Source organism: Rhizobium leguminosarum bv. viciae USDA 2370, assembly GCF_002008365.1.
GTDB lineage: Bacteria > Pseudomonadota > Alphaproteobacteria > Rhizobiales > Rhizobiaceae > Rhizobium > Rhizobium leguminosarum.
In genome coordinates this window covers 159,480-178,733 of record NZ_MRDL01000003.1, presented here as the reverse complement: position 1 = coordinate 178,733, position 19,254 = coordinate 159,480, and the positions used below count along the sequence as shown (strand labels likewise).

Here is a 19,254-nt window from a genome sequence, read left to right as displayed (position 1 = left end):
GCATTGGTATTCGAGTTGGAGGGCAATCATGGATACGGGAATGACAAAGAACCGAAAAGTCGCGCTGATTACGGGTATAACAGGTCAGGACGGTGCCTATTTGGCCGAATTGCTCCTGGAGAAGGGCTATATCGTTCACGGCCTCAAGCGACGCTCATCGTCCTTCAACACCAGTCGAATCGAGCATCTATACGAGGATCCCCATGTCGAGAATCCGCGTTTTATTCTGCATTTCGGGGACATGACTGATTCAACCAATCTCATCCGTGTCGTTCAGGAAACGCAGCCGGACGAGGTCTATAATCTTGCCGCACAGAGCCACGTTCAAGTCTCTTTCGAGACACCGGAATATACTGCTAACGCAGATGGAACCGGGACGCTTCGGCTGCTTGAAGCAATTCGCCTCCTTGGGCTGACCAGGAAGACCCGCTTCTATCAAGCGTCCACCTCCGAGCTCTACGGCAAAGTCCAGGAAGTCCCGCAGAGCGAAACGACCCCGTTCTACCCTCGATCACCCTACGCGGTGGCCAAGCTTTATGCCTATTGGATAGTGGTCAATTATCGCGAGGCATATGGCATGCACGCCTCGAACGGTATTTTGTTCAATCATGAAAGCCCGATCCGCGGCGAAACCTTCGTGACGCGTAAAATCACCCGGGCAGCGGCTGCGATCCATCTTGGGCTGCAGGAAAGGCTCTATCTCGGCAATTTGGATGCCAAGCGCGACTGGGGACATGCACGCGAATATGTCCGCGGCATGTGGCTGATGCTGCAACAGGACGAACCGGAGGACTATGTCCTTGCGACCGGCGAAACGCACTCCGTTCGCTCCTTTGTCGACAAGGCCTTTGCAAAGGTCGGCATGCCTATTGATTGGCGTGGGAACGGGGTTGAGGAAAAGGGATACGATAAGACATCCGGCCAGTGTGTGGTGGAGATCGATCCAGCTTACTTTCGTCCGACCGAAGTTGATCTTCTGATTGGCGATCCGACGAAGGCGCACACGAAGCTTGGCTGGAAACATGAGACCAGTCTGGATCAGCTGGTTACGGAGATGGTTCGCGAGGATCTGAAGGTCATGGCACGAAACGTGCCGTCGGTAGGCGTAACCAAAGGTTTTGCCTATGCCTGAGGTGATCTATAGCCTTGCCGGAAAAAGGGTCTATGTCGCGGGCCACCGCGGCATGGTGGGCTCTGCGATCGTGCGGCGTCTCGCTTCCGAGGGCTGCGAGATTTTGACGGCCACCCGCGCCGAGGTCGATCTCAAACGGCAGGACCAGGTTGAGGCCTGGATGAACAAGAATCGTCCCGACGCTGTCTTCCTGGCTGCTGCGAGGGTCGGCGGTATTCTGGCGAACGCTACCTATCCGGCCGACTTCCTTTACGACAACTTGATTCTCCAAGCGAACGTCATCCACGCAGCCCATAGAGCTCACGTCGAAAAACTGATGTTTCTGGGCTCGTCCTGCATCTATCCAAAATTCGCCGATCAGCCGATCGTTGAGGACTCACTCCTGACTGGATTGCTTGAACCCACGAATGAATGGTATGCGATCGCTAAAATTGCCGGATTAAAGCTCTGCGAAGCTTATCGCAAACAGCACGGTAGAGATTTCATCTCGGCCATGCCTACCAATCTTTATGGTCCAGGGGATAATTTTGACCTCGGGTCAAGCCATGTCATGCCGGCGCTGATACGCAAGGCGCATGAGGCCAAGATCAACCAGCAGCAAGAGATATGCATCTGGGGTACTGGCACGCCGCGGCGCGAATTCCTGCATGTTGACGATTGCGCCGACGCCTGCCTCCATCTCATGAAGACCTATTCCGCCGAAAGTCATGTGAACGTAGGTTCGGGCGAAGACATTACCATCCTGGATTTGGGATACCTCGTCTCCAAGGTCGTTGGTTTCGAAGGCAAGATCACGCGCGACCTGACCAAGCCAGACGGCACGCCACGTAAACTCTTGAGCGTCGACAAGCTTCGCACGCTCGGCTGGTCTCCTAAGATCGGTCTGAAGGAGGGTATCGCGGACGCTTACCGCTCCTTCCTTGATGGGCAATATCTCGAACGCAGCAACAGGCTATGTCCGGCGACTTGATCGGTCAAAGCGGCATCAGGTTTGGGAGAGCCAAGACTTCGGCGCCGCACGCGCCCACGCTCTCTACAGTCGCACATCATCCCTCGCGCACAGCGAATTTGCGCGAGGAATAATAAGGTTTTGTCTCGGGGGGGACGCACATGCTTGGGGGGGAGCAAATAATGCAACCAGTAGAAATTAGGATTGCAGCGTTAATTTTCCTAATAACCGTGTGGGCGATGATTATCAGAGCGGCAATGGATTTTTTCCCGGTCGAGATGCCGATACCGCTTGTCGCGCTCTTACACGGATAGTCCAGTCGGATGGCTCCGCGCGATTACCTTCGGCTGGCTGTCGAACGACAATCGCTGCAGTAAAGTCGGCAGGCTTGGCCGCACCGCGTTCGAAACGCGTGGCCACTCTTTCCTGAACCAGGGCGTTCAGTTCTTCTCGCCGATCTTTGGCGCCGGTGGGTTTTCGACGAGGCGGTGAAACTCTCGATCGCTGAGCGATCTTGAAGGACAATATCGGAGGCTGAAAAAAGTATTACTTTTTGACCCCGTGACTTGGTTTTGCGGCGCTCTGAGACTATCTACATCCAGCCATCATCGTTGAAAGGTCCGCAAGCGATCTTTTAACGCGGACCTGAACATTGGTCCAGAATAGGTTTTCGAAAGGATGTATCATGAAAGTCTCCGGCGATCTTCTCATCGGCGGCGCGGTTCTGCGGGGCGGCGCAGCCAGCTTTTCCGCCACCAATCCCGCCAGTGGCTCACCTATGGAGCCGAGCTTTGCGGGAGCGACGAAAGATCAGGTGGAGCAAGCCACGGCTGTTGCCTGGGATGCTTTCCCCATTTATCGGGAGACACCGCTGGAGAAGCGCGCGCTTTTCCTGGAGGTGATAGCTGAGAACATTCTCGAACTCGGTGACGATCTGATCCTGAGAGCGATGGACGAAACCGGCCTGCCGCGCGGGCGTCTCGAAGGCGAACGAACGAGAACCGTCGGCCAGCTGCGCCTGTTTGCGAAAGAGGTACGCGAAGGTGCATTCCAAGAACTCCGGTTCGATCCGGCCGATCCCGACCGGAAGCCTGCACCCAAGCCTGATCTTCGTCTTCGCAACGTGGCTCTCGGTCCTGTGGCGGTGTTCGGCGCTTCGAATTTCCCTCTTGCCTTCTCCGTCGCAGGAGGCGATACGGCCTCCGCCCTTGCCGCCGGCTGTCCCGTTGTCGTGAAGGCTCATTCCGCTCATCCCGGAACGTCGGCGCTTGTCGGCAGCGCCGTCCAGCAGGCGGTCGCAGCAAGCGGCCTTCCGGCAGGAACTTTCGCCTTACTGTTCGACGCTGGTTTTGAGGTTGGACAGATGCTGGTCGCCGATCATCGGATACGTTCAGTGGGCTTTACGGGCTCCCGGCGCGGCGGAACCGCGCTGATGAAGATTGCCTCGGAGCGGAAGCAGCCAATTCCGGTCTACGCCGAAATGAGCAGCATCAATCCCGTTATCCTTTTCCCGAACGCCCTGCGGAACAACGCGGAAGCGATCGGGAAATCGTTTGCGTCCTCCTTGACCTTGGGAGCCGGTCAGTTCTGCACCAATCCAGGCCTCATCATCGCAATCGATGGCCCCGACCTCGACGCGTTCATAAACGCTGCCTCCGCAGCTCTTCAGGAATCGCCGGCTCAAACGATGCTCACCGGGGGGATATGCGAGGCCTATCGGAAGGGTGTCGCCAGACTGTCGGCCTCGTCTTCCGTATCGCAGCTGGCGACGGGAAAGCAGGGAACGCCGCAACAGGCAGCGGCGGCCCTCTTTGAAACGAGCTCGGCCTCCTTCCTGTCAGAGCCCGAGCTTCAGGAGGAGATATTCGGCGCAGCAGGATTGATCGTGCGTTGCCGAGATGAAGCAGATCTGCGCCAGGTCGTGAACTCTTTGGAAGGTCAATTGACGATTGCCCTGCACGTCCACCAATACGACTTGTCGAATGCTGCGGAAATGCTTTCCCAGTTGGAGCTCCTGGCCGGTCGTCTCCTCGTGAACGGGTTCGGCACCGGCGTCGAGGTTTCTCCGGCGATGGTGCACGGCGGGCCGTACCCGGCAACGTCCGACGGTCGGTCGACTTCAGTCGGCACGCTGGCAATCTATCGGTTTTTGCGACCGGTTTCCTACCAGGACTTTCCACCTGAGTTGCTTCCGGCGCCACTTCAGAGCAGGTAGCTCCCAGCATCCGCGTTCTTGCCTGCAACCTATCTCGTGAGGGAAACGAGGGGGCGACCTTTCGAGGAGCACCCTCCCACCCGGCGCGCGGCCAAAGCTGCGGACATGGGTTGGCCGAAGATGCCCGTCCGGACCTCACCGCGAGTGGGACTGGTCGCCGGCTTGGACGGGGCCGATTTGCGCCAAAAGATCCTACTCCTCCGGCCGAGCCAGCACGAAATCGTGCTCTACCTGCCAGAACTTACCCAGGAAACCGAGCTCGTTGGCGCGTACCGGATCCTCAACCTGCTGGAACTTGGCAAGCAAGCTCTCCTTCACACCGAAGACGGCGTCAGAATGGATATACGGGTCGTCCGGATCAAAGATGTGTGTCGTGAGCGTCTGGAAGCCGTGAGCCTTGATGATGTAGTGCAGGTGAGCAGGCCTGTAGGGGTGGCGACCGAGCGCGCCGAGCAGCTTGCCAACCGGTCCATCGTCCGGGATCGGGTAATACTTAGGCTTGACCGCGCGAAACCAGTAACGGCCGTCCGCGCCGGTGCGAAAGACGCCGCGGAGGTTGAAGTCTGGTTGGATCCCCTTCTGCTGCACGTCGTAGAAGCCTTCGTCGTTGGCCTGCCAGACGTCGATCACAGCGTTGGCAATCGGCCTGCCATCAGTGCCGAGGATGTGGCCGCCGATGACCATGTCCTCGCCCTTCTGATCGAGGCAGATGTTGGCGCCCATCGGCAGTTCCGGCGCGTCGGCAACGTGAAACGGGCCAAGAACAGTGCTTTCGGAAGCCCCTGAGGGCTTGCGGTTATTGATGGCGTCGACCAGCATCGACACGCCGAGCACGTCCGACAGCAGGATAAATTCCTGTCGCCATTCGTTGCATGTGTGCCCTGTGCGGGTGAGAAAAAGGATTGCCTCCATCCATTCCTCCTGCGTCGGCTCAAGCTCCTTTACCGCCTCGTGCAGCTTGCGTGTCACGACCTCCATCACACGCTTCAGGCGCTGGTCTGTGGCGGTTGCGTTCCGTCTCGTCACCACCTCGACGGAGTTCTCCTCTGTGAAGAAACCCTTTTCATGTGCGTCAATCATGGCCTCATTTCCCTAAAACGGTGGTCAGCACGCGCCGCAGTTCGGCTGACGGATCGTCGACGATCGCCTCGCTTCGCCAGGCGATATGATGGTCGGGACGCACGAGCAGGACGCCACTGTCGCGGATTTCGCGCATATTCGCCCAGTCGCCGGTAAAGTCCTGCCAAGGCTGACGCGGACCGATCAGGTGTGCGGCTATATCGATGCCCCGTTCCTTCCCCAGGGTTCTGGCGGCCTCGATCCAGCCCTGCCCGCCAATGCCGGTGAGCACCGTGAACTTGCCATGTCCGGCAAGGTCGAGCGTCGACAGCTTTTCACCTGTCGCAGAATAAACCCAGGCATGTGGAAGCCTTGCACCCGGCCAACTCGTCTGCTGGCAGTGCAGCTCCGGGTCTCTGGCGAACGCCGGCTCCGCCTGCCCATCCATTACGATCGCCCCGGATCGATAGCGCTGGTTCATCTCGACGCCGTGGCAATCGAACTCATAGACTTTGTCGGCGATCGCCTTGCGGATGGCGGCGCGCTGTTCTTCAGCGGCAACCGTGTTGTTGCAGCGAGCATCCATGTTCTGCTGCATCTTAACCGGATCGATCGAATCAAGCAGGCCGAGCGCCTTGAAGATCGGCCCGAATTCTTCGATCGACTTGTTGGCGCGGGTGACAATCTGCTTGGCGACAGGCGCTCGCTCGTCCTGATAGCTATCGAGAAGTTTCTGGTCAGCGGCGCCCTTGAGGACGAAAGCCAGCTTCCATGCCAGGTTGAATGCATCCTGGATCGAGGTGTTCGAGCCGAGCCCGTTTGACGGCGGATGGCGATGGGTGGCGTCGCCCATGCAGAAGACGCGGCCGTTCGACATTGACGTCGCGTACATGTTGTTGACGGTCCAGGTCGAGACCGACTTGATCGTCATCTCGAGATCGGGATCGCCGACCAGGTCGCGCACGACCTTCTTCGCATGCGCTTCATCCACCGAAGGGGCCGGCTGATTGATGTCGTAACCCCAGACGATCAGCCACTCGTTCCACGGCCTTACCATGCGCACCAGACCCATGCCGATGCCGCCGACATCGGCGCCCGGCTGCAGCACCCAGTAAAGCACCGAGGGTCGATGGGCGACCAGTCGCGACAGATCGGCCTCAAACAGAATGTTCATCGAACCGGCGACGCCCATCTTGCCTTCGAATGTCAGGCCCGCATGTTCCGCAACCCTGGAATTGCCGCCATCGGCGCCAACCAGATATTTCGAGCGGACGGTGAACTCCTTGCCGGTCAGCCGGTCGAGACAGGTCGTCGTAACCCCGTCTTCATCCTGTACATGGCTTAGATATTCCGTCGACATACGCGATTGGCTGCCGCGCGAACAGGCCGTCTTGTAGAGCAGCGGCTCCATGAAGGTTTGCGGCAGGTCATTCATAAGGGTCGGCGAGGACAGCTGGTGCTCGGCGCGCGACAGCGGATGTTTGCCCCAGCTTTTCATCCGGCCGATCTCCTCGCCGGTGAGCGAGGTGCAGAAGACGTTCTCACCCATCAGGTCCTGCTCGGCCGCGAACATATAGGCCTCATCCTCCACGTCGCGGCCGAGATCGCGCAGCACTTCCATGGTGCGCTGGTTGGTGATGTGGGCGCGCGGTGTGCTGGCGAGCCAGCGGTAGCGGTTGATCACCAGGTTCTCGACCCCGTAGGACGAGAGCAGGGCACCGCTGGCGGAGCCTGCTGGGCCGGTGCCGATGATCAGTACGTCGGTGGTAATGTCAGCCATGAGGCCCTCCCCTATGCGTGAGATTGAGCGGCCCGCCCTTCAGGACGCGGCGAACCGGGAAAAGCTGGATGCCGGTGCGTTCTGAGAACAGTCCCCAAAGGCCGCGCGGCGCAAACAGCATGACGGCGATGCCGAGAAGACCCAGCATCAGCAGGTACCAGGAGCCGTAATCGGCCAGGAGGTTCTGCAGCAGAAAAAAGATGATGACGCCGAGGATCGGTCCCTCGATCGTGCCGATACCGCCGATCACGACGATGAAGATGACATAGGCGGTCCAGTCGGTGACCGAGAAGGCCGCATCCGGCGAAATCCGCGCCTTCTGCACATAGATCAGCGCCCCGGCAATGCCTGTCATGAAGGCGGTGGCGAGATAGACCAGCGTCTTCATCCGCCGCGCATCGACGCCGACGGCGCGGGCCGCCTGCTCGTTGTCGCGCACGGCGGCGAGACCAAGGCCCTGCTTGCTGCGCAGCAGCCCATAGATGAAGCCGATGGTCGCGACGACGAGGATCAGCGCCAGCCAGTAGGTCAGTGCATCGCCTGCCTGCGAGGCCTTCATGCCGAAGACATCGCGCATTACGCCGACGCCCATCATGTCGCGGGTCGCATCCCGCGGCAACGAGGTGCCTGTGCCGCCGCCGAGCGCTTTCCACTGGGCCAGCAGCAACCGCACGACCTCGGCCACCACCCAGGTGCCTATGGCGAAATAGGGACCGTAAAGCCGAAAGCTGAAGAAGGCTGTGGGAATGGCAAGGGCGACCGAGAACAGCCCGGCAATCAGGATTGCAACGACCGGATCGATGCCGAACAGGATGACGCAGCCGAACATCGTATAGGCGCCGAAGCCGACGAAGACCTGCTGGCCGACCGAGATCAGCCCGGCATAACCGGCAAGCAGGTTCCAGTTCTGCGCCAAGACCAGCATGGTGAGGATGAAGAACAAGTCCTGGATGGCGCCGCGCGAGACGATGAAGGGTGCGGCGAAGGCAAGCAGCAAAAGGGCAATGATCGCCGCGGCGGACAATGTCGATGCCCTGGTGCGCGTCTCGACGGTGAAGGAGGGAATGGCCATGGTCATTGATGCACCTCAATCCACCGCGCGCGGGAAAAGGCCGCGCGGCTTGAACAGGAGAACGGCGAGGAATGCCAGATGGCCGGCAAGGATCTGCCATTCCGGATTGATCGCAGCGCCCAGCGTCTGGGCAACGCCAAGAATGATGCCGCCGGCGAGCGTGCCCCAGAGCGAGCCAAGCCCGCCGATGATTACCGCCTCGAAGGCATAGATCAGCCGCGCCGGTCCTGATGTCGGATCGAAATTTGCTCGCGTCCCGAGGTAGAGAGCCGCGATCGTCACCACGACCATGGCAAGTCCCGTCGCCATGGCGAAGATAAATTGCGGCCGGATGCCCATCAGCCCTGCTGTCACCGGATCGTCCGAGGTTGCCCGGAAGGCGCGGCCGACGGACGTGCGATAGATCAGCTGGTTGAGACAGACGATGACGGCGACCGCCGAAAAGAAGGTCATCAGCGGCATGATGCCGGCGGTGACGGGGCCCAAATTCACGGAGGCGCTTTCGAGGCTGCCGGCAAAGACGCGGCGGCTATCGGCGGAAAAACCTTCGAGCAAGCCGTTCTGGATGACGATCGACAGGCCGAAGGTGACGAGCAGCGGCGGCAGGATATTCTTGCCGAGCGTGCGGTTGAGCAGGAAATATTGCAGGCCCCAACCGATGGCGAACATCAGCGGCATCGCGATCAGGGCGGCAACAAACGGGTCGAGCCCGAGTGTCGTCACCAGCATCAGGATCAGGAAGGCGGCAAGCACGATCAGGTCGCCATGGGCGAGGTTGACCAGCCGCATAATACCGAAGACGAGACTGAGCCCCGCAGCAAACAGCGCATAGAGCCCGCCGAGCAGCACGCCCTGGAGAATGGTATCAAGCCAGTTCATGGTGACCCGTCCCGAAATAGGCCTTGTGGATGTCGTGGCGGCTAAGATCGGCGGCGCGGCCGAAGAGTGTCACCCGCCCTTCCATCATGCAGTAGACGCGGTCGGCCACCTTCAGCGCCTGGGCGATGTCCTGCTCGACGATGACGATCGAAGCGCCGGTCTCGCGGATTCGTGGAAAGGCGGCGTAGATATCGCGGACCACGACAGGCGCCAGACCGAGGCTGATCTCGTCGCAGAGCAGCACCGCCGGATTGGACATCAGCCCGCGGCCGATCGCCACCATCTGCTGCTGCCCGCCGGAAAGTGCTGTGGCCGGATTGCCGCGCCGCTCCTTGAGGACCGGGAACAGCGAAAAGACGCTTTCGAGCGTCCACGGCCCATCGACCTTGCGGCCATAATTGCCGATCAGCAGGTTCTCCTCGACACTCAGCGATGGAAAGAGCTTTCGCCCTTCCGGCACCATGGCAATGCCGCGCGCCAGAATGTCAGGCGCCGGCAGCGCGCCAATCGGCTCGTCGCGGTAAAGGATCGACGAAGCCGCATTGGCGAGCACGCCCGAGATCGAGCGCATCAGCGTCGTCTTGCCGGCGCCGTTGGCGCCGATGATGGCGATGGTTTCGCCGGCGCCGACCGTAATATCGACACCGAACAGCGCCTGGAAATCACCGTAGGAGGCAGTCAAGCCTCTGGTTTCGAGCAGCGCCATCAGATCTCGATCCCCAGATAGATTTCGCGCACATCGCGCGAGGCCATGATGTCCTGCGGCTTGCCGATGCCGATGACCCTGCCGAAGTGCAGCACCAGCAGCCGCTCGACGACGGAATTCAGCGCGTGCAGCACATGCTCGATCCAGATGACCGCAACGCCGCGCGCATGAATGGCGCGGATCGTGGCAACCAACGACCGGCATTCGCCCTCGGTCAGTCCGCCGGCGATTTCATCGAGCAGCAGCAGCTTCGGTTCCGTCGCCAGCGCGCGCGCCAGTTCCAGCCGCTTGCGCTGTAGCAGCGACAGGCCTCCGGCCAGCACATTCGCCTTGTCGATCAGCCCTGTATCCACCAGGATTTCGGCGCAGCGGTCCGACACCTCGGCCTCGCGCCGCCGCGAGCCGAAAGCGCCGGCGACCAGGAGGTTTTCAAAGACCGTCAGCTTCTCGAACGGCTGCGGGATCTGGAAGGTGCGGCCCATTCCCGACAGGCAGCGCGCCATCGGCGGCGTGCGCGTCACATCGCTGCCGAGAAAGCGGATGCTGCCGCTATCGGCGGCGATATTGCCGGTGATCAGATTGAAGAGCGTCGACTTGCCGGCGCCGTTCGGCCCGATAATCCCCAGCGCCTCGCCTTCGCCGACGGCAAAGGAAATCTGCTCGGCCACGGTCAACGCTCCGAATTTCTTTGAGACACCATCGAGTTCGAGAATTGCCAAACCCATTCCTCCCAGAACAGGCGGGGCCTCTAGCGGGCCCCGCGCCCAAAATCAGGCGATAGCTTCCATCTTTCCGTCGACCGGAATGTTCGGCGCCGTCTTATTGTCGGTGATGACGAGATCGTAGCCGCCGCCGTCTTTGAGCCGCCACTGGCCGCCGACGAGCGGCGTCTTGGCAATGTTCTTGGCGGCAAACGGCGGCAGACCCTTGCCGTCCCAGGCGATCGGCCCGACCAGCGTATCGAGCTTGGTCGCCGCAATCGCCTGCGCGACGGCATCCCCATCCTTGGGGTCTCCGGCCCGCTTCATCGCATCCACCGCCAGCTCGAACAGCGCATGGGCAAAACCGATCGGCTGTGTCCAGGGCCTGTTAGTCGCCTTGGTGAAGGCGGCTGCCACCTGTGCCGCACTTTCCCCCGTCAAGGACGACTTGAACGGATGGCTCGGCGTCCACCAGACTTCCGACGACAGATTATGTCCGGCATTGCCAAGCGCCTCCACGGTCTGCGGGAAGAGTAGCGCCTTGCCGATCGAGGCGATTTTCGGGGCGAAACCCTGCTGCTTGGCCTGGTTCCAGAAGGTGGTGAAGTCAGGCGGGATCACCACGCCGGTGATGATCTCGCACTGGCCCGATTTGAAGGCGTTGATCTGCGCCGAAAAATCGTCGGTCATATTCTGGTAGCGGCCGGGGTCGATCAGGCCATAGCCCATCTTTTCCAGCACCGGCGGGAAGCCGACGACCTTATCGCCCCAGGCATTGCCATCGCCATCATTGGGGAACAAGCCGCCGACCTTCTTATTGGTCTCGATCTGCGCCCACATATTGGTGAAGACGGAGATGACGTCCTCGAGACCCCAGAAGAAGTGATAGGCATAGTTGAATGGTTTCCACGAGGTGGGGTCGCCGGGATTGCCCTGCTGGCCGATGAACCAGGGTTGCCAGGGCGCCACCGTCGAAATACAGGGCATTTCCTCGGCCTCGCAGGTGGTCGCCACCGGATTGGTGGTCTCCGGCGTCGAGGCGACGAGGATCAGGTTCACCTCATCGGTGACGATCAGTTCCTTGGCGACCTCCGCCGCCCGGTTCGGATTGGACTGGCTGTCCTTGACGACGACCTCATAGTTGAGACCCATCGACTTGGTGGTCGTCAGAAAGCTGTCGATGACGAATTTGTCGGCCTCGCCGAAGGCGGCAAGCGGCCCCGTCTGCGGGCTGACATAACCGAGCTTGATCGCAGCATCCTGTGCGATTGCGGGGGCGGCAAGCCCGGATGTCGCCACCAGTGCCCCGGTGGCGGCCGTCGTCTTCAGAAAATCGCGTCTCGTAAACATGTTTCCTCCTCCCATTTTTCTCTCCTCCCAGAGAGCGTGATGTCTGTCGTCAACTCATGCCGGCCGTTTGCCCTGCCAGGCATCCTGTAGCAGGGCACGAATGGATTGCCGGTCGATCGGCCTCGGATTCCAGTAGGGATTTTCGGTGGCGATCTCGGCTGCGCGATCGAGATCGGTTTCGCTGAGGCCAAGATCCTTCAGCGCCTGCGGTGAACCGATCTGACTGGCGAAATCCCAAAGCCCGCCGCCGACCGAACCGCCAAAGATATCGGCGACAGGCGCCAGAAGTTCCGGCACGGCAGCGGCATTGTAGGCGGCGGTGTGGGGCAGCATGATCGCATGCGTGTCGGCGTGCGGCGTATCGAAAGTGCCGCCCAGCGTGTGGCAGATCTTGTGGTGCAGGGCCATACCGACCGTACCGAGCACGGTGCCGCAGAGCCAGGCGCCGTAGAGCGCATCGGCGCGGACATCGGCAGCCCGCGGCACAGCGACGATGTCGGGCAGACTGGTCTTGAAGGCCCGCAGCCCCTCCGCCGCCATCAGTGTCGATATCGGGTTGCGATCCTGCGCGTAGAGCGCCTCGACCGCATGGGCCATGGCATTCAGGCCCGAGGTGACGCTCATGCCAACCGGCAGGCCGAGCGTCAGGGCGGGGTCGTAGATCACCACCTCAGGCAGGATGCTCGCATGGCGCACGGTGGTCTTGCGCCCGCCCTCCGTCTGGCCGAGGATAGGCGTGACTTCCGATCCGGCATAGGTGGTCGGAATGACGATCTGATGCAGATCCGTGCGATAGGCGATTGCCTTGCCAAGCCCGGTGGTCGATCCGCCGCCGAGCGAAACGACGCAATCGGCCCGCGTTCGGAGAACCACCTCCATCGCCTCTTCGGTGACATCGACTGGCGTGTGCATGACGGCGCCGGCAAAGACGCCGACGGCGAGAGAGCCCAGCCGCGCGGCCAGCGCTTCGGCGTCGGCCTTCTGTTGCGGCGTCGAGAGGACGAACGCCTTGGCGCATCCGAGCTTTTCCACCCACTCGCCGGCGGCAGCGCTCTTGCCTTCGCCGAAGACGATATGGGCGGGGCTGCCGCTATAGATGAAAGTGCGGCTCATGTGTCGCCTCTCTGCCTGGCGCGGACCATGATGAAAATCAGTTTCAACAACCATTCCTCGCCCTGCTGCTCGAAGGTTCGCACCAGCTCCGGCTTGACGGCGAAGATCGCGTCTTCGGCCAGATGCGGATCGCTGCCGTCATAGATATGCGTGGTGATCGTCTCGAAGCCCGGCGCCTTGATGATGAAATGAAGATGTGCCGGGCGGCGCAGCGGATAACCCGCCTCCCGCAGAAGCTTTCCCACCGGACCATCGTCGGGCACGCCATACCCACATGGCTTTATGGTCCGATAGTGGAAACGTCCGTCCGCATCCGTGCGGAAGTTGCCGCGCAGATTGAATTCCGGTTGCAGGTCCGGCTGCTGGTTTTCGTAGAGCCCTTGATCATTGGCCTGCCAGGTGATGATTTCGGTATTCGCGATAGGATCGCCATCGAGATCCTGCACGCGGCCGGAAACCTCCAGTGTCTCGCCGATTCCGTCGAGCGAAATATTGGCGCCGAGCGGCAGTTGCGGAACGTCGGCGCGGAAGAAAGGTCCGCGCACGGTGTTGGGGGTGGCCGTCTTCGGACGGCGCGAGTTGATCTCCTCGACCAGTGCCGAAGCGCCGAGCAGATCTGACAGCAGCACCCACTCCTGGCGCCGCTCGTCGCTGGCGTGGCCGACATCGGTCAGAAATTCGATCACCTGGCGCCAGTCCGCCTGGGTCGGCCGCAATTCCCGGATGAGGGCATGAAGATGCGTCACCGCCGCCGCGAGAACCTGCGGCAGGCTGTTGTCCTTTGATGGCGGAAGTCGTTGCGCGAACATGTCATGCGAGTTGGCCTCGCTGAAATTCAGCGCCATCGGACCCGGCGTCATGCGTCTCCTCCAAAGCAATGGCTGGTGGAGATCAATTTAGTGCAAACGCGCCGAACCGATAATGATTTTATTCACGATTAATATATCATATCGTTATGAAGATAGACGAACGCCACCTTGTCCAGCTTGCCGCAGTCGTTAAAACCGGCGGGGTCACCGAGGGAGCAGCCCTGCTCGGCCTATCGCAGCCGGCCGTCTCGCGCACGCTCTCGATGCTCGAAGCCCGCATCGGCGAACCGCTGTTCGTCAAGGGGCGACGGCCGCTGCAGCCAACACCATTGGGACGAGCGCTGGCCGATCACGGTCAGACCATGTTGTCGGCATCACGCAAGGCCTCCGATGTCGTCGAAAGCTTTCGGGTCGGCAGGAGCGGCGTGGTGCGTGTCGGCGGCACGCCTTTTTTCATGGACGCTTTGATCGCCGGGATGGTCGCCGAGTTCCAGAACCTGCATCCAGACGTGCGCATCGACCAGACCTATGGTTATTTCCCAGACCTCCGGGCCGCGCTCAATGCCGACCAGATCGACCTTGCCATCTGTCCAATCGATATTCTCGACGAAGGCTCCGGCCTTGAATTCCAGCAAATCCTGCCCGGCCGCAACGTCATCGCCTGCCGGGTCACCCATCCATTGCTGTTGAAGCGGCGGCCTCAACCGGCACACCTGCTCGATTTTCCCTGGGTGGCACCACCGCCAGGCAGCCCGCTGCTTACCGATCTGCGCAGCATGCTCCTGTCTTTCGGCGCAACCGAAGTCAAGATTCGCTATTCGGGCGGCTCCCTCATGAGCGTCGTCCACTACATGAAGGCGGCTGATGCACTGACCATCATGCCGCACAGCGTCGTCTTCGCATTGCGTAACGAAAAATCCATCACAGCCCTGCCCGTCCCCATCCCCCATCCGGAACGCGCGCTCGGTCTGTTGAAGCGTTCGGACGCACCTCGCACGCCCGCCGTAGATCATTTCGCCCGCCACATCCGCACGGGCTTCGATAACCTCAAGCACCTGATCAAGCGGCATGAGCAGTCAGTGGTCTGGGGCTCATAAACACAATGCAAGAATTTGGTGTAGGTTGGCGCCACTACACATTCGACTTCACATCGACGACCCAGATACAGCCGGGTTGTCCTTCCTCATGGCCATATTCCTCGTCAAGGAAACCGTCATCGGTAAAGACGGCAGCCACCCGCTGTTTTAGCAACGCCTCGACGCTCCGATCGTCGCTCGAAATCGGGCCAGCAATATGCGCGGTTCTTTTTGCTCGCTACTGCGTCAGAACAAAAAAGCGAATCCGGAAGAAGGGGACGCGGGAGCACGTATACTCTAGGAAAAATGTAGACATACTTTATTTTAACGTCGTCTATTCCGGAGGGTATGATGAAGATCACAAGACGCGCTTTCACTGCGGTGGTGGCAGGTGCCATCGCGACACCTTTGATGCAGGTTCGACTGGCTGGCGCGGCTGACAAGGTCGTGCGCATCGGTTACCAGAAATATGGAACTCTGGTGCTTCTCAAGGGCAAAGGGTTGCTGGAGAAGAAACTCAAATCCATCGACTACACCGTTGAATGGACTGAATTTCCGGGTGGTCCCCAGCTCCTCGAAGCCCTGAACGCTGGTGCTGTCGATTTCGGATCGACCGGGGAAACGCCGCCGATCTTCGCCCAGGCGGCGAACGCTCCGCTTGTCTATATCGCACACGAGCCGCCCGCCCCGCGCGGTGAAGCCATACTTGTCCCGAAGGATAGTCCCATCAAGTCCGTTGCCGACCTGAAGGGCAAGAAGGTCGCCTTTAACAAAGGCTCGAACGTGCACTACCTGCTCGTTAAGGCGCTCGAAGAAGCCGGTTTGACCTACGAGGACGTGGAGCCATCCTTTCTCGCCCCAGCCGATGGCCGCGCGGCTTTCGAAAAGGGCGCGGTGGATGCATGGGTCATCTGGGATCCCTTCCAGGCAGCTGCGGAAGTGGCGATCGAAGCGCGAGAGCTCAGAAACGGCGAGGGCATCGTTCCCAACCACCAGTTCTATCTCGGCACGACTTCGCTGGTTGACGGCCATGCCCAGGCGATCGATGTCTTGATCGACGCCATTTCCGAGATCGACGAATGGACCAAGTCCGACACCGCGGCTGCGGCTGCGGAGCTATCACCGTCGGTCGGCGTCCCCGAACCTGTCCTCGTCAAGGCGCTCGAACGTCAGTCCTACGGGATCAAGAGTCTGGATGACACGGTCGTCGCGCAGCAGCAGAGCATCGCCGACACCTTTTTCAAACTCAAACTCATTCCCAAAGAGGTGACGATTGCGGACGTCGTCCGCAAGGGCAAGGCGTGATGCCCATCTTCAGGATCTGAGCACTGGCTCGAGCGAGAAGGTCTGGCCGCCTTCTCGCATGACACTCAGCCGGGACACCGGGCTCCGTGTGAAGCTGAGACGCGGTGCATTGGGAGGGGCCGCAAATCAAAACGCAACCCTCTCAGTCGTGAGTTTTGGCGCCGGCGATCCGGCGCGGTTCGATCGTCCGGTTTGCGTGGAAAACCTAATTGGCGGCAGGCGTCTTCACGATCAAATCTCTCAGAAAGTCATTGCACCAGCGAGAGACGTCGTGTTCGAGCAGATGATCCATCATTCCCCGCCAGCGTTCGCGGCGTTCTTCGATCGACATCGTGAGTGCCTTGGCAAGGGCATTGGCGGTGCCTTCGACATCATAGGGATTAACCAGCAGCGCACCTTTCAACTCGCGGGCTGCGCCGGCAAAGCGGGAAAGAACGAGGACGCCCGGGCGATCGGGGTCTTGCGCCGCGACATATTCCTTCGCGACCAGGTTCATCCCATCGCGCAACGGCGTTACGAATCCGATTGTCGCAAGACGGTAGAGGCCAGCGAGCACATTTCTGCTGCTGGACCGATTAATGTAGCGGATCGGCACCCAATCCACGGTTCCTATCGCGCCATTTACCCGGCCCGCCTGTTCAGCCACCATTCGCTGCATCTGTTCATATTCAGGCACTTCGGATCGCGATTTGGGGGTGATCTGCAAGTATGTCACCTTGTTTTGATAGGCTGGATTGCTGGTGATGAAACGTTCGAAAGCGTCCAGACGCTGGGTAATGCCCTTCGAATAGTCGAGCCTGTCGACGCCGATGATCAAGTCGCGTCCCTCGACGCTCTGCCGGGCCTTGCGGACCATGATGTTTGCCGAAGCCTTGCCTGCGAGTTCAGCGAAAGCCGCGGTCTCGATCCCAATTGGGTAGGCAGCTGCCTTGAACGTCCGTCCGTGTGAATCAAATAAGCCGTCGCCGAGGTCGTTACCGATGCCCTCCCGCGTGAGATAACCGGCGAAATTCTGAAGATCATGGTCGGTCTGGAAGCCGAGAAGGTCGTAATGCGACAATCCACGCATGATTTCCTCATGCACCGGCATCGTGACGAGCACGTCGGCTGACGGCCAGGGGATATGCAGGAAGAAACCGATTTGGTTTTTCAGCCCTATCCGGCGCAGTTCCGCCGCCAGCGGAATGAGATGATAATCATGCACCCAGATGACGTCGTCCGGCTCGATCAGCGGCGCCAGCCTCTGTGCGAAGAAGCGGTTGACGCGGAAATAGCCGGCCATTTCCTTGCGGCCATACTCCGCAAGATCGAGCCGATAGTGGCAAACCGGCCAGAGAACGCGGTTGGCAAAGCCGTGATAATATTCCTCGACGTCGGTATCGGTCAGGTCGGTCACGGCATAGGTGATGTTACCCTGCTGCCGCCGCGAGAGCCTCTCCGGTTCTCGGCTCCCGCTCGACTTGCCCGACCACCCCATCCAGATACCCCCTCGTTCCTGGAGAGCGGCCTGCAAGGCGACGGCAAGACCGCCTGCCGGTGCCACGCCGTCTTTATCGGGAATCGGCACTCGATTGGAAACGACAACAAGCCGTGCCATTGCAAAGTCCTTTCATGGAGTGTTCTAGCCGCGAATGGCCAATGATCCGATCAGTCCGCGAAGCTGCCGACATGGCAGGAGACCGAGACGCGCAGACGCGAGTCGACGAATTGCTAGACTTACCTCTTTTGACTTCGCCAACCAATACTTGGTCGGTAACATCGTCGGTGATGACCAGTCCAGACGCCTTCTGCCACATGACGATCAGGCTAGCGGCGATTCCATCGCTTTGGGTCATCAATGTTCGGTGACGTTTTCAGGTTTGGCTTTTCAGTTTCGCGATCTTGGCCCAACTCGGACCTGACATTCTGTCACGGCTGGCGCCTCACCAGCCCCGCGGGACAGTAAGAAGACTTAGGCCGGCTGCTGCTGAAATTTTCGACCAACTGGTCGAATGACGCGACGACTCGGTCAGACGCGCCAACCGGTGGATATGGTTCAACCCGGCTGAACGGACGCGTCCGGCCGGGTTGAGTCTGGAGCTTTACTTACCCATCATCTGCTTCGCGTTTTCGGGCGTAATGGCGGTGGTATCGACCGTTACTGTCGCCGGCACCGACGATGCGCAGTCCAGCAATATCGACTTAGCCATGTCGACCGCCTCTTTGCCTCCTGTCGGATAAGTGAAGGTCGCTGACCAGTCGCCCTTTGCGACTGCCTCGATCCCGCCTGCTGGACCCGGCAAGCCGTCGGTGCCGATGATCTTCACGCTCTTACCGGCACCTTTCGCAGCAAGTAGCGCACCCGCCGCCATCATGTCGTTGCTGGCATAGACCATCTTGATATCGGGATGAGCCTGCAGCATTGCCGCGAAGGCGGTCTGCGCTTTATCCGGCAACCAGTCAGCCGCTTGTTCCGCCACGATCTGGATCTTGGGGTTTGCCTTCACGCCATCTTTGAAGCCGTTGAGCCGTTCGACGGCTGGTGTCGAGCTCGGCAGCCCCTGCAGCACGGCCGCCTCGCCGCCATCCGGCAGAAGCGTCTTGCTCGTATATTCGCCGGCGGCCAACGCGATTTTGTAGTTATCTCCTCCGATGAAAGCTGTGTAGTCCTTGCCAGCCTCACCGTTTGTCTTGCGGTCAAGTTCGATGACCGGGATACCCGCGTCCATTGCCCGCTTGACGGCGGGCGTAAGCGGAGCCGCCTCGAAAGGCGAGATCAACAGAAGGTCAACCTTTTGGGTGATGAAATTGTCGACCTGCGATGTCTGGGTGTTGACGTTGCCCGCGCCGTCAGCGATCTGCAGCGTGAACTGCGGGACTGCCTTGGCGGCTGCCTCTAGTTCATCGTTGACGTGCTGGCGATAGGGCTCCGCATTGTTGGCCTGCGAGAAGCCGATGACGAACTCGCCATCCTTGGCACAAGCCTTCACCAGCGGATCGGCAGCGTGAGCCACGCCGGCAATAGCAAGGCATGACCCGGCCAGGAGCGCCATGCGTCCGGCATGCGACAGTCGAAGTGCATTCTGTGTCATTACTTTCTCCTCCACATTGATCCCGGATCCACCCTCC

At 60.3% G+C, this 19,254-nt stretch carries 15 protein-coding genes and 1 pseudogene; 5 read left to right on the top strand and 11 right to left on the bottom strand.

Annotated elements, in window-relative coordinates; genetic code table 11:
• The first annotated feature begins 28 nt into the window (after positions 1 to 28).
• The 3 genes and pseudogenes from gmd to BS629_RS02535 all read left to right on the top strand — a co-directional run bounded on the left by gmd (position 29) and on the right by BS629_RS02535 (position 4,296).
• Entirely contained in the window at positions 29 to 1,132 is a 1,104-nt protein-coding gene (gene gmd / locus BS629_RS02545; protein WP_018247097.1) for a GDP-mannose 4,6-dehydratase, read from the top strand.
• Positions 1,125 to 2,215 (top strand): annotated as a pseudogene (gene fcl, locus BS629_RS02540) (GDP-L-fucose synthase). The gene gmd and the pseudogene fcl overlap by 8 nt, the downstream one beginning before the upstream one ends.
• Before the next feature lie 551 nt (positions 2,216 to 2,766).
• Complete coding sequence (locus BS629_RS02535) at positions 2,767 to 4,296, top strand: aldehyde dehydrogenase (NADP(+)) (RefSeq protein ID WP_018247095.1); 1,530 nt, start codon at positions 2,767 to 2,769, stop codon at positions 4,294 to 4,296.
• Between the two features lie 192 nt (positions 4,297 to 4,488).
• Here the strand turns inward: BS629_RS02535 and BS629_RS02530 are convergent, their stop codons facing one another.
• The 9 genes from BS629_RS02530 to BS629_RS02490 are packed head-to-tail and all read right to left on the bottom strand — an operon-like array spanning position 4,489 to position 13,816.
• Positions 4,489 to 5,376, bottom strand: coding sequence for an intradiol ring-cleavage dioxygenase (locus tag BS629_RS02530; protein WP_018247094.1), 888 nt, complete (start codon positions 5,374 to 5,376; stop codon positions 4,489 to 4,491).
• A gap of 4 nt (positions 5,377 to 5,380) precedes the next feature.
• Entirely contained in the window at positions 5,381 to 7,135 is a 1,755-nt protein-coding gene (locus tag BS629_RS02525) for an FAD-dependent oxidoreductase (RefSeq protein WP_018247093.1), read from the bottom strand.
• The gene (locus BS629_RS02520) at positions 7,128 to 8,213 is read right to left on the bottom strand and encodes a branched-chain amino acid ABC transporter permease (protein ID WP_018247092.1); all 1,086 of its coding nucleotides are present in this window, start codon (positions 8,211 to 8,213) and stop codon (positions 7,128 to 7,130) included. Before BS629_RS02520 ends, BS629_RS02525 begins: the two co-directional genes overlap by 8 nt.
• Positions 8,214 to 8,222: 9 nt before the next feature.
• Positions 8,223 to 9,086 (bottom strand): branched-chain amino acid ABC transporter permease, encoded by an 864-nt coding sequence (locus tag BS629_RS02515; RefSeq protein WP_018247091.1) that lies wholly within the window; start codon positions 9,084 to 9,086, stop codon positions 8,223 to 8,225.
• A complete protein-coding gene (locus BS629_RS02510) occupies positions 9,073 to 9,792 on the bottom strand; it encodes an ABC transporter ATP-binding protein (protein ID WP_018247090.1) in 720 nt (239 codons plus the stop codon). The genes BS629_RS02515 and BS629_RS02510 overlap by 14 nt, the downstream gene beginning before the upstream one ends.
• Positions 9,792 to 10,511, bottom strand: a complete 720-nt coding sequence (locus BS629_RS02505) for an ABC transporter ATP-binding protein (RefSeq protein WP_018247089.1) — start codon at positions 10,509 to 10,511, stop codon at positions 9,792 to 9,794. Before BS629_RS02505 ends, BS629_RS02510 begins: the two co-directional genes overlap by 1 nt.
• A gap of 51 nt (positions 10,512 to 10,562) precedes the next feature.
• Positions 10,563 to 11,843, bottom strand: a complete 1,281-nt coding sequence (locus BS629_RS02500) for an ABC transporter substrate-binding protein (RefSeq protein ID WP_018247088.1) — start codon at positions 11,841 to 11,843, stop codon at positions 10,563 to 10,565.
• Between the two features lie 54 nt (positions 11,844 to 11,897).
• Entirely contained in the window at positions 11,898 to 12,956 is a 1,059-nt protein-coding gene (locus tag BS629_RS02495; protein ID WP_018247087.1) for a maleylacetate reductase, read from the bottom strand.
• Positions 12,953 to 13,816 (bottom strand): dioxygenase family protein, encoded by an 864-nt coding sequence (locus BS629_RS02490; protein WP_018247086.1) that lies wholly within the window; start codon positions 13,814 to 13,816, stop codon positions 12,953 to 12,955. The genes BS629_RS02495 and BS629_RS02490 overlap by 4 nt, the downstream gene beginning before the upstream one ends.
• 95 nt (positions 13,817 to 13,911) lie before the next feature.
• Here BS629_RS02490 and BS629_RS02485 point away from each other — a divergent pair, with 95 nt between their 5' ends.
• Positions 13,912 to 14,862 carry a LysR family transcriptional regulator gene (locus BS629_RS02485; protein WP_018247085.1) on the top strand — a complete coding sequence of 317 codons (951 nt, stop codon included), beginning with the start codon at positions 13,912 to 13,914 and terminating at the stop codon, positions 14,860 to 14,862.
• A gap of 330 nt (positions 14,863 to 15,192) precedes the next feature.
• On the top strand, positions 15,193 to 16,146 hold the full coding sequence (locus tag BS629_RS02480; protein ID WP_018247083.1) for a sulfonate ABC transporter substrate-binding protein: 954 nt from the start codon (positions 15,193 to 15,195) through the stop codon (positions 16,144 to 16,146).
• A 205-nt stretch (positions 16,147 to 16,351) separates the two neighbouring features.
• Here the strand turns inward: BS629_RS02480 and otsA are convergent, their stop codons facing one another.
• Complete coding sequence (gene otsA / locus BS629_RS02475) at positions 16,352 to 17,743, bottom strand: alpha,alpha-trehalose-phosphate synthase (UDP-forming) (RefSeq protein ID WP_018247082.1); 1,392 nt, start codon at positions 17,741 to 17,743, stop codon at positions 16,352 to 16,354.
• A 484-nt stretch (positions 17,744 to 18,227) separates the two neighbouring features.
• Positions 18,228 to 19,217 (bottom strand): substrate-binding domain-containing protein, encoded by a 990-nt coding sequence (locus BS629_RS02470; protein ID WP_018247081.1) that lies wholly within the window; start codon positions 19,215 to 19,217, stop codon positions 18,228 to 18,230.
• Positions 19,218 to 19,254 lie beyond the last annotated feature (37 nt).

What these genes read in the sequence shown, in the direction of transcription:
- BS629_RS02500 (WP_018247088.1), bottom strand. Translation starts at nt 11,843, where the DNA reads ATGTTTACGAGACGCGATTTTCTGAAGACGACGGCCGCCACCGGGGCA.
- gmd (WP_018247097.1), top strand. Translation starts at nt 29, where the DNA reads ATGGATACGGGAATGACAAAGAACCGAAAAGTCGCGCTGATTACGGGT.
- BS629_RS02515 (WP_018247091.1), bottom strand. Translation starts at nt 9,086, where the DNA reads ATGAACTGGCTTGATACCATTCTCCAGGGCGTGCTGCTCGGCGGGCTC.
- BS629_RS02470 (WP_018247081.1), bottom strand. Translation starts at nt 19,217, where the DNA reads ATGACACAGAATGCACTTCGACTGTCGCATGCCGGACGCATGGCGCTC.
- BS629_RS02510 (WP_018247090.1), bottom strand. Translation starts at nt 9,792, where the DNA reads ATGGCGCTGCTCGAAACCAGAGGCTTGACTGCCTCCTACGGTGATTTC.
- otsA (WP_018247082.1), bottom strand. Translation starts at nt 17,743, where the DNA reads ATGGCACGGCTTGTTGTCGTTTCCAATCGAGTGCCGATTCCCGATAAA.
- BS629_RS02530 (WP_018247094.1), bottom strand. Translation starts at nt 5,376, where the DNA reads ATGATTGACGCACATGAAAAGGGTTTCTTCACAGAGGAGAACTCCGTC.
- BS629_RS02490 (WP_018247086.1), bottom strand. Translation starts at nt 13,816, where the DNA reads ATGACGCCGGGTCCGATGGCGCTGAATTTCAGCGAGGCCAACTCGCAT.
- BS629_RS02535 (WP_018247095.1), top strand. Translation starts at nt 2,767, where the DNA reads ATGAAAGTCTCCGGCGATCTTCTCATCGGCGGCGCGGTTCTGCGGGGC.
- BS629_RS02495 (WP_018247087.1), bottom strand. Translation starts at nt 12,956, where the DNA reads ATGAGCCGCACTTTCATCTATAGCGGCAGCCCCGCCCATATCGTCTTC.
- BS629_RS02520 (WP_018247092.1), bottom strand. Translation starts at nt 8,213, where the DNA reads ATGACCATGGCCATTCCCTCCTTCACCGTCGAGACGCGCACCAGGGCA.
- BS629_RS02480 (WP_018247083.1), top strand. Translation starts at nt 15,193, where the DNA reads ATGAAGATCACAAGACGCGCTTTCACTGCGGTGGTGGCAGGTGCCATC.
- BS629_RS02485 (WP_018247085.1), top strand. Translation starts at nt 13,912, where the DNA reads ATGAAGATAGACGAACGCCACCTTGTCCAGCTTGCCGCAGTCGTTAAA.
- BS629_RS02525 (WP_018247093.1), bottom strand. Translation starts at nt 7,135, where the DNA reads ATGGCTGACATTACCACCGACGTACTGATCATCGGCACCGGCCCAGCA.